This is a genomic window from Alteromonas stellipolaris (assembly GCF_001562115.1).
Classification (GTDB): Bacteria; Pseudomonadota; Gammaproteobacteria; order Enterobacterales; family Alteromonadaceae; genus Alteromonas; species Alteromonas stellipolaris.
The window spans coordinates 3,524,090-3,536,650 of the sequence record NZ_CP013926.1; the positions used below are offsets into that span (position 1 = coordinate 3,524,090).

Here is a 12,561-nt window from a genome sequence, read left to right on the forward strand (position 1 = left end):
TATTAACTAAAATAAAAAAGAGAACGCTATTTTATGGAAGCGATATTGCTTACCAGCCAATTATACCCGTGGTTATTCTACCTATTTGTTTTTGTAGTGAGTTTAATGGTAGGAAGCTTTTTAAATGTGGTTATTCATCGCTTGCCCATTATGATGGAAAACAGTTGGAAGCAGGAATACGCCAGTTACTTTAGTGAAACTGATAGCGATGCAACAAATAGCAAGAAAAACGCTGTTTTAGATTCTAGTGCACAAACTTCCCCTGAAACGTTTAATTTAGCCAAGCCAGATAGCACCTGTCCTAGTTGCGGCCACAAAATTCGGGCATGGGAAAACATTCCTATTATTAGCTATTTATTCCTTCGCGGGAAATGTTCAAATTGTAAAACCCCTATTTCTATTCGCTATCCGTTAGTTGAGTTATTCACTGCCCTAACCTGTACATTCGCCGCCTATTATTTTGGCCCAACACCGCAAGCAATATGGGCGGTGATATTTACTTATATTCTTATTGCCTTAATTTTTATCGATTTAGATAAAATGTTGCTTCCTGATCAACTTACCCTACCCTTACTTTGGCTTGGTTTAATACTTAGCACACAATCCATTTTTGTAGGCCCTGTTGACGCTATCATTGGTGCCGCCGCCGGATATTTGAGTTTATGGTCTGTATTCTGGTTGTTTAAAATAGTCACCGGGAAGGAAGGCATGGGATATGGCGACTTCAAAATATTGGCCGCCCTTGGTGCTTTCACAGGCTGGCAGGGCTTGCCTATCATCATTTTACTGTCTTCAATTGTAGGGGCTTTTGCTGGTATTGCCATTATGCTATTCCAAAATAAAGGCAAATCATTGGCTATCCCCTTCGGGCCATATCTTGCCGTCGCAGGTTGGATAACACTCTTTTATAAAGACACGATTATTACCCACTATATAAAATGGGCGCTACAGTAATGGACGCAACTAAAACAGCAGAAGTTGAAAAAAAAGTGCCTTCGAAAGCAAACGATAAAATGGTGGTTGGCCTTACCGGGGGAATAGGCAGCGGGAAGTCTGCCGCTACAAATAAATTCGCAGCGTTAGGCATTGATATTATTGATGCCGATGAAGTGGCGAGAGATGTTGTTACTCTTGGCAGTGAAGGATTAACTAGAATAACCGAGCATTTTGGCCACGCTATTTTGTTAGAAGATGGCACCCTTAACAGAGCCGCGCTACGAGAACGAGTTTTTAATAACAGCGAAGAAAAGCAATGGCTCAATCAATTGTTACATCCGCTTATCCGCAAAACTATGCTGCAACAAATAGCTGATGCAACCAGCCATTATTGTATTTTATCGGTTCCATTGTTGGTTGAGGGCAACCTCACAGAATTATGCGACCGCGTAATTGTGGTAGATTGTCCAGAGTCTATGCAGCTTGAACGAGCCATGCAACGCGATGGCAGTACTAAGCAAATTATTGAAAGTATTATGGCATCGCAAGCGACGCGAAAAGAACGATTGGCAGCTGCAGATGATGTTATCGATAATAGTAAAACCCTCGCGTTTTTAAATGAGCAAGTACTCACCCTACACAGTAAGTACACCGGTCAGTAACTGGTAAATACAGTGCAAATAACGAAAATTCTCCGTAAATCCGGTTTTACTGCAACTTTTTTCCTTAAAACTCGTCAAAAGTTTAATTGATTATGAAAGTAGGCTTGGCTTAGGGCAGTTCATGCATTAGGCTTTAGGGTTAAGTCTATGTGTTTTAAGGATATCCATGAGCGAAGCTGTATTCGAATTTCCCCTAAAGGAAAAAGTGCGTAACTATCTGCGCGTAGAGCAGCTTCTTGGGCAGTTAAAAAGCACCGCGAAATCTGACAGTGTTCCGCTGCAAATGGTTTTCTTTGAGCAGTTATTTGAGTTACTCGATTTAATTGAGCGATTAGATTTGCGCTCAGACATGAGCAAAGATTTAGATGCCCATGAAAAAAATCTCGTTTACTGGTCACAGCACCCTAAAATTGACAGTGCCGCATTAGATCAAGCACTTAAAACGATTGTTAATCTTAAGCAAAAGCTAAAAACTGACCGCCGCTTTGGCAGTGCGCTTAAAGAAGATAAACTGCTAAGTGCCATTAGGCAGCGTTTCGCTATTCCAGGTGGTTCGTGTAGTTTCGACCTACCCAATCTTCACTTCTGGCTGCAACAACCAGCCGAAACTCGCCAACATGAAATCGGCCAATGGCTCGACACCTTGAGCCTACTAGACGACACCATAGCCGTTAGCTTGTCTTTTATTCGAGAACGCGGACAATTCAAAACGGTTACCGCAGACAACGGCTTCTACCAAGGTGCTGCTGAAGATAAAAACGAGCTTATCCGTATTAAGTGCCGTGTAGATGAAGGCTACTACCCTACCCTTAGTGGTAATAAATACCGCTACGCCCTACGCTTTTTATGGTTCTCTCCTGCACAAGGTCAAAACGCTGCCGTTGAATCTAATATTCAGTTTAAACTGGCAGCCTGTTAAACTACTCCCATTGTATTTTTATTGTGCCACTGGAGTAATTCATGGTTGTAGATTGCCCGATTTGCGCGAAGTCGGTTCCCTGGAATAACGATAGCGAATTTCGCCCCTTTTGTAGCAAAAAGTGCCAACTTATTGATTTAGGAGAATGGGCCTCAGAGGAAAGGAAAATTGCTGCAAAGCCTTCTGAACAGCCTTCCGCCCAAGAAGTCGATATTGAAGAAATAGAAGCAATGCTTGCTAAACAGTCTGACGACTTTTTTAAACACTAATAGGAAGTATATGATTAATAAAATTGCGCTTGTTGGTGGAACCCATGGTAATGAAACCAGTGGTATTCAGCTTATTCATAATTGGCAATCTGAAGGGTTTTCTGACGAGCAATCATCGCGATTTTCATCATTGGATATTTCGCTGACCATTGCTAACCCAGATGCCCTAAGCGCTAATGTACGGTTTGTTGAAGAAGATTTGAATCGTCAATTCACGCTAGAAGCGTTAGAAAAAAACAGTGCTGCTAAAGAGGCTAAGCTGGCCAAACAGCTTAACCAACAATTTGGCCCGAAAGGCGACTCTGCCACTGACTTGGTGATTGATATCCACAACACCACCAGTAACATGGGTGCAACGCTTATCATTTTAGAAGCTGATGACTTCCACGTTCAGCTTGCTCGATTTGTAAAACATCACATGCCTGAAGCGAACATTCTATTGGAAGACGAAAAGCCGTATTTAGAACACGGTTATTTGTGTACCACAGGCAAACGTGGCGTCATGATTGAAGTAGGCGCACAGCCTCAAGGTGTATTGCGAGAAGACGTTTATTTGCTTACCCAAACCATGGCTGAAGTTATTCTCGATTTTTGCCAAGCCTACAACACAGATAGCCTTGAACAATATCCCGAGTGCGAGGTATTTAGACTAGGGGAAAATATTAAATTCCCACTAAATGCCGAGGGTAAACGTACAGCGATGATCCACCACTCATTGCAAGACAATGACTTTGCCCCGCTCATTCCCGGCGCACCTGTATTTCGCTCTTTTGACGGTAAAGACATTGAATGGCAAGAAGCACAAGAAACCTATCCTCACTTCATTAACGAAGCGGCTTATCACAAGCTTGATGTAGCCTTTGCCACCGCAACACGGATTATGCTGTAGCCTCTAGAAGTCCGTATTTCAGCACGTGACACAGAGACAAAAAAGGGCGGTCCATGAAGACCGCCCTTTTTTATTTTGAAGTATATTTTTAAGTTAGAAGCCAGCCGCTACTTTGAATATTTCTTATGAAGCGCATCGATAATAGCCACGTTAGCTGCTGGAAATTCACTGGCTTCCAATGCACTGACTTCAACCCAGCGCGTTTGTTGGCTTTCCTTACCTTCAGGTTCACCGCCAAACGCACTCACAGCGTGCACATCAAGCTTAACCAGCTTATCGCCATAATCATGCTCTATTACCAGCAAAGGCTCGCTAGATTGCACTAGAATGCCAATTTCTTCCTGCAACTCTCGGCGTAATGCATCAAGTGCGGTTTCATTGGCTTCCACTTTACCTCCTGGGAACTCCCACTTGCCGCCTTGATGTGCGTTATCAGCTCGCAGGCTGATAAACACTTGTGTGCCGCGAACTACTACCCCAACGGCAACATGTACAATTTTCATTAACTTAATTTACCGTGGCACTGCTTGTACTTTTTACCTGAACCACACGGGCAAGGATCGTTACGACCTACTTTAGGACCGTCACGCACTTCGGTACGTACTTTATCGCTTGCTGCTTCTGGTGGTGCTTCTGTGGCAGATGCGTTTTCGTGCTCAAATTGCTTAGGCACATTATCCGCTTGGCGACGCTGTTCTTCTACTTTCTCAACGTCTTCTTCAGCTTGTACTTTCACACGTGAAAGAATAGTAATAACTTCAACTTTCAACGCTTCTAGCATTTGTGAGAACAAAGCAAACGACTCACGCTTGTATTCTTGCTTTGGATTCTTCTGCGCATAGCTGCGTAGCCCAATACCTTGACGAAGGTGATCCATTGCCGCTAAATGCTCTTTCCAATGGCTGTCTAGGTTTTGTAGCATCACTGCTTTTTCAAACTGTCGAAGAACTTGTTCACCCACTACACTTTCTTTTTCTTTATAGCTAGAAACCACTTCATCGTGAATTCGCTCGCGAAGCTTTTCTTCGTAAAGCTTATCGTCGTTTTCTAACCAAGTTTGAATAGGTAAGTCTACGGCGAAGTCAGCGCGTAAACGCTCTTCTAAGCCTTTAACGTCCCACATTTCCTCTAGAGATTGTGGTGGAATATATTCATCAACCACACCACTTACCACATCTTCGCGGATTACTGCGATGGTTTCACTAATATCGCCTTCATCAAGCAACTCATTACGTTGCTCGTAAATCACTTTACGTTGATCGTTTGCTACATCATCGTACTCAAGTAATTGCTTACGAATATCGAAGTTACGACCTTCCACTTTACGCTGGGCGTTTTCGATAGCACGGGTTACCCATGGGTGCTCAATGGCTTCACCTTTTTCCATCCCTAAGCGCTTCATCATATTGCCCATTTTTTCAGAGGCAAAAATACGCATTAAGGCATCATCTAGTGACAAGTAAAAACGGCTTGAACCTGGGTCGCCCTGACGACCTGAACGACCACGTAGCTGATTATCGATACGGCGAGACTCATGGCGCTCTGTACCAATAATATGTAAACCACCTGATGCTAAAACGGCATCATGACGCACTTTCCACTCAGCCTTAATCTTATCGATTTGTGCTTGAGTAGGGTTTTCAATTTTTTCAATCTCTGCTTGCCAGTTACCACCAAGCACGATATCCGTACCACGACCGGCCATGTTTGTTGCAATGGTGACTGCGCCAGGCTTACCTGCTTGCGCAACAATGTCGGCTTCGTGTTCGTGGAACTTAGCGTTAAGCACTTTATGTGGAATTTTGCTTTTCTTGAGTACTCGAGACAACAACTCAGAATTTTCAATAGATACTGTCCCTACCAAGGTAGGCTGACCGCGCTCAACACACGCTTTAATATCTTCTACAATAGCATCGTATTTTTCTTCTGCCGTTAAGTAGATAAGGTCGGCCTTATCTTTACGCTGCATAGGTTTATTCGTTGGCAACACAACCGTTTCTAGGCTGTAGATATGCTGGAATTCGAATGCTTCCGTATCGGCTGTACCTGTCATACCCGCAAGTTTGTTGTACAAACGGAAATAGTTTTGGAAGGTAATAGACGCTAGAGTTTGGTTCTCGTTTTGAATCTTCACACCTTCTTTTGCTTCTACAGCTTGGTGTAAACCTTCAGACCAACGACGGCCTTCCATTGTACGACCGGTATGCTCATCAACAATAACAATTTGGTCTTCTTTAACGATGTAATCTACATCTTTCGAGAACAACTTGTGGGCACGAAGCGCTGCGTTAATGTGGTGAAGTAATGAAATGTTACCCGCAGCAAATAACGATTCGCCTTCTGGTAATACGCCTGCACGATGCAAAATTTCTTCTACATGGCCCTGGCCACGTTCAGTTAAATGAATTTGTTTTGCTTTAAGGTCGATAGTGTAATCACCGTCGCCTTCTTTACCTTCTTCATCTTCTTCTTCTTGCTGAATCAATTCAGGAATAACTAAATTAATACGGCGGTAAAGTTCAGAACTGTCTTCTGCTTGGCCTGAAATAATCAGCGGAGTACGAGCCTCATCAATTAAAATTGAATCCACTTCATCCACCACAGCAAAATTAAGTGGGCGCTGAACGCGGTCTTGCGGGCTAAACGCCATGTTGTCACGCAAGTAATCAAAGCCGAACTCATTGTTCGTGCCATAGGTAACGTCTGCTTGATAGGCATCGCGCTTTTGCTCGTGCGCCATACCAGGTACGTTACAACCTACACGCATACCCAAGAAAGTGAACAGCTGATTAGCCCATTCAGCATCACGCTTAGCAAGGTAATCGTTCACGGTAATAACGTGAACACCTTTGCCTGACAAGGCATTTAAATAAGTAGGCAACGTAGCGGTAAGGGTTTTACCTTCACCGGTACGCATTTCTGAAATTTTACCTTCGTGTAATACTTGGCCGCCCAGCATTTGCACGTCAAAGTGGCGCATACCGTACACACGTTTACTTGCCTCACGTACGGTAGCAAAAGCTTCGTACATAAGATCTTCAAGGCTTTCGCCTTTTTCAATTCGTTGTTTAAACTCAGCCGTTTTTGCTTTTAACGCCTCATCAGAAAGCTGTTCATACTCTGCTTCCAGTGCATTGATGGCATCTACATTTTTTTGTAATTTTTTTAATAGACGGTCGTTTCGGCTACCGAACACTTTTCTAAGGATGCTTGAAAACATTAGCTTGTTATTTCCACTACTTGTCGAGACGCCGCACGGTAAGAGCACAGCTGCGATTAAACGTAAAAGACACTATCTAATTAAGATAATGCCAAGCGATTACTAATTGTTGCGTAAGCTGAATGCTTACTTACCTGGCTGCTGCCGTGTTTATTTTTTATAAACGTATGGCAGAGGATCGATTTGCTTACCGTTTCTTATTACTTCGTAGTGAACATGAACGCCAGTAGAGCGCCCTGTATTGCCCATTTTAGCGATAGATTGACCTTTGGTCACCACATCGCCTATTGAGACAGTCAAAGTTTCATTGTGCCCATAACGGGTTATAAAACCATCACCATGTTCTATTTCTACTAGATGCCCGTAACCGCTACGTTCGCCTGCCCAGGTAACAATACCTGCAGCAGTCGCTAAAACGTCATCACCCGCTTTGCCAGCGAAATCTAAGCCTTTATGCATGGCTGTTTCACCAGTGAAGGGGTCGGCGCGCATACCATAATAAGATGACAACCATCCCGATGCTATCGGTCGACCAGATAATTGACTCTGCTCATGGATATGGTGACCCCTCACCAAACTTTCAAGCATAGAAAGCTGCTGAGATTTTACGTCGAGAGATTGCTGGAGCTTATTAATCTCGCTGAGTAAGGGATCATCTTGGAGGTTGTCCGGTATCGATACAGGTACAAAAGCGTCCAGGTCAGCCGCTGTCATACCTAATTCTGTTGCTATCTGTTTTCCTTTATCATCGAGCATAGACGCTTGTGCTGAAAGCTCGGCAATATGGGAAATCAAAGTTTGTAATTTAATAGTGGTCTGTTGTTTAAGTGCTTCAACGTCTTGTTGCGTTTCATTCACTTCAGATTGTGCTAGGCGAACCCTAGCCACATCTTCAGACACAGATTCTGTGGAACGACTAGACACTAACATGAATATCGACGACAACACGGTCGCGCTCACCAGCGTACGTACACTGATGCTATGACGATAGCGTTTGTTCTTGCCTGATAGCGTTATTGTTAGCTTCATACCACAAATAGGAAATTTCTGTCGTGCTCAGTGAACTTCCAATACCTGTTTGCTAACAAACATAGCCACGGCTGTTGGCCGAACTGGAACGTAAAGAAGTTATGGCACATTAATTATAATTATATAGATTGCTTACTTTATCATTGTTTAGTCTAAAAGCTAAACGAAAAAAAGCCGCCATGTAGGCGGCTTTTTATATACCGGTTTACGCTAATACTGGTTGAGCGTAATGTATAGGTGCTTTATCTTGAGAATCGTAAGTTATAAATTCCCAGCAGTCTTTCTGCGCAAGCACGGCGTTCAATAGTTTGTTGTTTAAGCCGTGGCCTGTTTTATAAGCACGCAATTCACCAATAAGGCTATGCCCACCTAAGTACAAATCACCAATAGCATCTAAAATTTTATGCTTTAAAAATTCGTCGTCGTAACGTAAGCCTTCAGGATTCAACACGCGAAATTCATCAAGCGCAACCGCATTTTCCATGCTGCCGCCTAATGCTAAGTTGTTAGCATTCATGTATTCAAGGTCGCGCATAAAACCGAAGGTACGTGCACGGCTTACTTCGTTCACATAAGAACATGAATCGAAATCCATGGTCATATGTTGACGAGTTTGGCTGATAACTGGGTGATCGAAGTCAATCTGGAAGTCAACACGGAAACCATCATATGGCACTAATTCGGCCCACTTATCGCCATCTTCAACGCGAACAGTTTTCTTAATACGGATAAAGCGCTTGAGCGCGTTCAACTCTTCAATTCCTGCTGATTGAAGCAAGAATACGAAGGGGCTAGCACTACCGTCCATAATAGGCAGCTCGTTGCTATCAACTTCTACAATGATGTTGTCGATACCAAGCCCTGCAAGCGCAGATGCCAAATGCTCAACGGTTTGAATAGTTACGCCGTCTTCATTATTCAAACAGGTACACAGCATGGTATTACCCACCGCGTTTGCACGCGACGGAATATCAACATGAGGTTCAAGGTCAACACGCCTAAACACAATTCCCGTGTTCGCAGGCGCAGGCCGGAGAGTCATTGTGACCTTTTCCCCTTTATGAAGCCCAATTCCGGTTTCTTGCACCGGGTGCTTGATTGTACGTTGTCTAATCATCTGCTTATGCTTTTACCTATAAAAAAAGCGGTCGCGAATTATAGTGACTTACCACTTATTTGTCAAAAATACGCAATTTGAACCATTCGCTAATCCAAAAATTTACGCGCAAGTCGCCACTCTGGTCATTAATCTGAAAAATTTCCAGTTTAAAACCTACCAGACAAATAGTGCCCTTAATACCGTTCTGACAACGGTATTTCAGAAAAATTCACTTCAATTTCAGCGAGGTGAATTAGTCTGCTTGCTTACGCAAAAACGCTGGAATGTCTAAATACTCTAAATCATTACCAGGTTGCGCTTCATCTTCAGCTTTAAGTGCTTGGTTGCCTTCAGTGCCACCAACCGATGCTGAACGAGGTTCAGACGCTGTTGTGCTACCGTACTCTTTAGCTGGCGTTGTTAAACGCGAACCTTCTGAGCTTACTAGCGAAATGTCAGGTTTACGCTCTGCGCCAATACCGGTTGCAACAACCGTTACGCGAAGCTCATCTGTCATTTCCATGTCGATAACCGTACCCACAACCACGGTTGCATTTTCAGAAGCAAACGCTTTAACAGCATTACCCACAGTTTCAAACTCATCGATAGCGAAATCTGGGCCAGCTGTGATATTCACAAGAATACCGCGGGCACCTGATAAATCGATATCTTCTAGTAGCGGGCTCGCAATTGCTGACTCAGATGCTTCTTCAGCACGGTCTGGACCACTTGCTGAACCGCTGCCCATCATGGCTTTACCCATTTCAGACATTACTGTACGTACGTCGGCGAAATCCACGTTGATCAATCCAGGGCGAGTAATTAGCTCTGCAATCCCCTGAACAGCACCACGTAATACATCGTTCGCTGCACTGAATGCTTGAAGTAGAGGCGTACCTGGACCCATCACTTTTAACAATTTCTCGTTAGGAATAGTGATAAGTGAATCTACGTTGTTAGCCAGTTCAACAATGCCCTGCTCTGCAAACGTAGTACGCTTTTTACCTTCGAATGGGAATGGCTTAGTAACAACAGCCACAGTAAGAATTCCCATTTCACGGGCAATTTTTGCCACTTCAGGTGCTGCACCAGTACCTGTACCACCACCCATACCTGCGGTGATGAAAACCATATCTGCGCCATCTAATGCTTGGCGAATGGTTTCTCTGTCTTCATGTGCAGCGTCACGCCCAATGTTAGGATCGGCACCTGCGCCTAAACCTTTAGTAACACTAGAGCCAATTTGTAAGGTAACGTCAGCATTTGAGCTACGTAGTACCTGTGCGTCGGTGTTTATCGCAATAAACTCTACGCCTTCAATGCTTTGAGACACCATGTGCTCAACTGCATTTCCGCCGCCACCACCAACACCGATGACTTTGATTACGGCTTCTTCGCCGTGACTATCCATTAATTCGAACATACTTACTCTCCGGTTGTACGTCTTCTATGCTTTGCTACGACACATAGTCGATTATCTGCATCCTGCGAATCGTGATGCCGTAGCTATAGCGACCCCAAAAAATTAAAATTCACCTTTAAACCAGCTTTGCACGCGATGAAATAAACTTTCACCGGTTTTTTGCTTACTGGACTTCTTATTATCTGCTTGCACTTTGCCGTATTGCAGAAGCCCTACGACGGTTGCAAATCCTGCATCATCAACGTATTCAGATAAGCCTTTAACGTTGATTGGGTTGCCTACTCTTACAGGCATCTGGAAAATTTCCTCGGCAAATTCAACCGCACCTTCCATTTTGGCGGTACCACCGGTTAGCACTAAGCCGGCAGCAATTTGCTCTTCCAGACCACTGGCACGAATTTCATCATGTACCAGTTCAAAAAGTTCTTGGTATCGAGGCTCAATCACTTCAGCTAGCGTATGTCGCGACATTACCCGCGCGGCACGCCCGCCTACACTTGGCACTTCAATACTCTCTTCCATACTGACCATGTCTTTCAGCGCGCAGGCATAATTAACTTTAATTTCTTCTGCGTTGCTAATTGGCGTACGGAAAATCTTAGCGATGTCGCTGGTAATCTGATTGCCGGCAACAGGGATAACAGCGGTATGCCTAATGGCACCGTCTGTGTAGATAACGATATCCATGGTGCCACCACCAATATCAACTACACACACACCTAATTCACGCTCATCATCCGTTAGCACAGCATAACTTGATGCCAATGCTGAAAATATCAATTGGTCGGCGTTTAGTTCGCAGCGCTCAACACACTTCACTAAATTTTTCGCCATATCGTCTGCACACGTAATGATGTGTGCGTCGGCTTCCATTCTTACGCCTGACATGCCAATTGGGTTCTTAATTCCTTCTTGCACATCAATAGTAAATTCTTGTGGTAAAACATGAAGTAACCTGCGTTCAGCTGCAATAGGAACACTGCGTGCTGCATGAATAACGTTGTCTACGTCTTCTTGAGTTACTTCTTGGTTATTAATCGGCACCATACCGTTTTCGTTTTGGCATTTTACGTGACGGCCTGAAATAGACATGAAAACTGAAGAAACACGGCAATCTGCCATTAGCTCCATTTCATTTACCGCACGTTGCACCGACTTAACCACTAGGTTTAAGTCATTTACACCGCCTTTATCCATGCCTTTTGCAGCATGCGTACCGACACCAACGATACTGATTTGATCGTCGTCTAGCAGCTCACCCACTACAGCCTTTACCTGGCTAGTGCCTATATCTAAGCCTACAATCAAATTACGTTCAGCAGGTTTTGACATGGTTTCCTTAACTCTCTTTGTTTGTTGTATCACTGCTGCTGTTTTCCCAGCCAACCGCGACACCTGTATCGTAACGAAGATCGATATATTTCACCGTCTTCTCTTGCTGCGCAAGTAAGGGATATACATCGATAAAACGTTGTAATCTATCGATAAATTCCTTGCGCCCTAAATTCAATTCAATACCATTTTCAAGTTGAACTTGCCATGCGAAGCGCTCGCTCAACGATAATTCTTCAATATTCATGGCGGTAGTGGCCAACAACGCATGCATGGAGTTATACCCTTCAAGCGCGGTCTTCTCGCTACCACCTGGGCCGTATAACCTTGGCAACGCTAAATCATGCCCATCGGCGTTAAACGTGTCGCCGTAGGGATTTAGCAGCAAATCTTCGTTCCATTTGGCAACGGGTTGCTGCTCAACCAAATATATCTTTAACGTGTTTGGCCATTTTTTACGTACCGACGCCCGATATACCCATGGTTGTGCTTCTACCAACTCAAACACTTCATTTACGTCTAGGGCGAAAAAACTGCCCGGCTGTGACTTTCTTATCAGTTGCTCTAGCCTGCTAATATTCACATGCTGGTAATCGCCTGAAAAATCAATTACCTGAACAGGCATTTGCTGTTCATCTTGCATATAGCCGTTGGCCTTCACAGCACCAAACACCAATGCAGCAATAACAAACAATAAGAACACTACACCGCCCCACAAAGATGCCTTGTCTTTGGTTGGTTTACTTTTTACAGCGCTTGCAGTGTTCGTCTTACTTGTCATTG

General features: G+C 43.9%; 12 protein-coding genes. 5 read left to right on the top strand and 7 right to left on the bottom strand.

The genetic code is table 11. From position 1 onward, the window contains the following. The first annotated feature begins 33 nt into the window (after positions 1-33). From AVL57_RS15075 to AVL57_RS15095, 5 genes are all read left to right on the top strand, one after another. A complete protein-coding gene (locus AVL57_RS15075; RefSeq protein WP_057789974.1) occupies positions 34-954 on the top strand; it encodes a prepilin peptidase in 921 nt (306 codons plus the stop codon). 59 nt (positions 955-1,013) lie between these two features. Continuing rightward, positions 1,014-1,598 (top strand): dephospho-CoA kinase, encoded by a 585-nt coding sequence (coaE, locus tag AVL57_RS15080; protein WP_057795957.1) that lies wholly within the window; start codon positions 1,014-1,016, stop codon positions 1,596-1,598. A 166-nt stretch (positions 1,599-1,764) separates the two neighbouring features. Continuing rightward, the gene (gene zapD / locus AVL57_RS15085) at positions 1,765-2,517 is read left to right on the top strand and encodes a cell division protein ZapD (RefSeq protein ID WP_057789972.1); all 753 of its coding nucleotides are present in this window, start codon (positions 1,765-1,767) and stop codon (positions 2,515-2,517) included. Between the two features lie 41 nt (positions 2,518-2,558). After that, positions 2,559-2,786, top strand: a complete 228-nt coding sequence (gene yacG, locus AVL57_RS15090; RefSeq protein WP_057789970.1) for a DNA gyrase inhibitor YacG — start codon at positions 2,559-2,561, stop codon at positions 2,784-2,786. A 10-nt stretch (positions 2,787-2,796) separates the two neighbouring features. Continuing rightward, positions 2,797-3,675 carry an aspartoacylase gene (locus AVL57_RS15095; protein ID WP_057789967.1) on the top strand — a complete coding sequence of 293 codons (879 nt, stop codon included), beginning with the start codon at positions 2,797-2,799 and terminating at the stop codon, positions 3,673-3,675. 107 nt (positions 3,676-3,782) lie between these two features. On the opposite strand, the gene mutT is transcribed toward AVL57_RS15095, so the two are convergent. The 7 genes from mutT to AVL57_RS15130 all read right to left on the bottom strand — a co-directional run bounded on the left by mutT (position 3,783) and on the right by AVL57_RS15130 (position 12,559). After that, a complete protein-coding gene (gene mutT / locus AVL57_RS15100; RefSeq protein ID WP_057789965.1) occupies positions 3,783-4,178 on the bottom strand; it encodes an 8-oxo-dGTP diphosphatase MutT in 396 nt (131 codons plus the stop codon). Then, entirely contained in the window at positions 4,178-6,895 is a 2,718-nt protein-coding gene (gene secA, locus AVL57_RS15105) for a preprotein translocase subunit SecA (RefSeq protein WP_057789963.1), read from the bottom strand. Before secA ends, mutT begins: the two co-directional genes overlap by 1 nt. A gap of 150 nt (positions 6,896-7,045) precedes the next feature. Next, positions 7,046-7,924 carry a M23 family metallopeptidase gene (locus tag AVL57_RS15110; protein ID WP_057789962.1) on the bottom strand — a complete coding sequence of 293 codons (879 nt, stop codon included), beginning with the start codon at positions 7,922-7,924 and terminating at the stop codon, positions 7,046-7,048. Between the two features lie 205 nt (positions 7,925-8,129). Continuing rightward, positions 8,130-9,041 (bottom strand): UDP-3-O-acyl-N-acetylglucosamine deacetylase, encoded by a 912-nt coding sequence (lpxC, locus tag AVL57_RS15115; protein WP_057789960.1) that lies wholly within the window; start codon positions 9,039-9,041, stop codon positions 8,130-8,132. 235 nt (positions 9,042-9,276) lie between these two features. Further along, entirely contained in the window at positions 9,277-10,446 is a 1,170-nt protein-coding gene (ftsZ, locus tag AVL57_RS15120; RefSeq protein WP_057789958.1) for a cell division protein FtsZ, read from the bottom strand. A gap of 102 nt (positions 10,447-10,548) precedes the next feature. After that, the gene (gene ftsA / locus AVL57_RS15125) at positions 10,549-11,778 is read right to left on the bottom strand and encodes a cell division protein FtsA (RefSeq protein WP_057789956.1); all 1,230 of its coding nucleotides are present in this window, start codon (positions 11,776-11,778) and stop codon (positions 10,549-10,551) included. 7 nt (positions 11,779-11,785) lie between these two features. Then, positions 11,786-12,559 carry a cell division protein FtsQ/DivIB gene (locus tag AVL57_RS15130; RefSeq protein WP_082604840.1) on the bottom strand — a complete coding sequence of 258 codons (774 nt, stop codon included), beginning with the start codon at positions 12,557-12,559 and terminating at the stop codon, positions 11,786-11,788. Positions 12,560-12,561: the final 2 nt, after the last annotated feature.

What these genes read in the sequence shown, in the direction of transcription:
- AVL57_RS15130 (WP_082604840.1), bottom strand. Translation starts at nt 12,559, where the DNA reads ATGACAAGTAAGACGAACACTGCAAGCGCTGTAAAAAGTAAACCAACC.
- AVL57_RS15075 (WP_057789974.1), top strand. Translation starts at nt 34, where the DNA reads ATGGAAGCGATATTGCTTACCAGCCAATTATACCCGTGGTTATTCTAC.
- mutT (WP_057789965.1), bottom strand. Translation starts at nt 4,178, where the DNA reads ATGAAAATTGTACATGTTGCCGTTGGGGTAGTAGTTCGCGGCACACAA.
- yacG (WP_057789970.1), top strand. Translation starts at nt 2,559, where the DNA reads ATGGTTGTAGATTGCCCGATTTGCGCGAAGTCGGTTCCCTGGAATAAC.
- ftsZ (WP_057789958.1), bottom strand. Translation starts at nt 10,446, where the DNA reads ATGTTCGAATTAATGGATAGTCACGGCGAAGAAGCCGTAATCAAAGTC.
- AVL57_RS15095 (WP_057789967.1), top strand. Translation starts at nt 2,797, where the DNA reads ATGATTAATAAAATTGCGCTTGTTGGTGGAACCCATGGTAATGAAACC.
- zapD (WP_057789972.1), top strand. Translation starts at nt 1,765, where the DNA reads ATGAGCGAAGCTGTATTCGAATTTCCCCTAAAGGAAAAAGTGCGTAAC.
- ftsA (WP_057789956.1), bottom strand. Translation starts at nt 11,778, where the DNA reads ATGTCAAAACCTGCTGAACGTAATTTGATTGTAGGCTTAGATATAGGC.
- secA (WP_057789963.1), bottom strand. Translation starts at nt 6,895, where the DNA reads ATGTTTTCAAGCATCCTTAGAAAAGTGTTCGGTAGCCGAAACGACCGT.
- AVL57_RS15110 (WP_057789962.1), bottom strand. Translation starts at nt 7,924, where the DNA reads ATGAAGCTAACAATAACGCTATCAGGCAAGAACAAACGCTATCGTCAT.
- coaE (WP_057795957.1), top strand. Translation starts at nt 1,014, where the DNA reads ATGGTGGTTGGCCTTACCGGGGGAATAGGCAGCGGGAAGTCTGCCGCT.
- lpxC (WP_057789960.1), bottom strand. Translation starts at nt 9,041, where the DNA reads ATGATTAGACAACGTACAATCAAGCACCCGGTGCAAGAAACCGGAATT.